At 34.3% G+C, this 300-nt stretch carries 1 protein-coding gene; it reads right to left on the reverse strand.

Translation table 11 applies throughout. From position 1 onward, the window contains the following. The coding region (locus JKM87_RS17975; RefSeq protein ID WP_236838940.1) for a hypothetical protein at positions 1-300 on the reverse strand (300 nt) is incomplete at both ends.

Raw genomic sequence — 300 nt, forward strand, 5'->3', positions numbered from 1 at the left:
TATCGTGGAGGTATGGATTTCTTCTTGATGAATCCATATAAATAATTTATTAGGTGTAATTTGTTTCTCAAATCTCATAGCAAAGTTTCCTCTAATCAATAACCATGCAAAATGCGACGGATTATACTTTAACTGGAAGGAATCGACTGAGCTCACCTCATCATATGTGTATCTTGTAATGGCTTTACGTGATTCTTCCTTATCGTCGGGAGTTATATATTCAAACAGTTTATATACAAATAATTTTTCATCTCTCACCAGCTCTTTGAAATCAACGCCTAGCTGAAAACAATCCTGTAC

The organism is Caldalkalibacillus salinus (genome assembly GCF_016745835.1).
GTDB classification, from domain to species: domain Bacteria; phylum Bacillota; class Bacilli; order Caldalkalibacillales; family JCM-10596; genus Caldalkalibacillus_A; species Caldalkalibacillus_A salinus.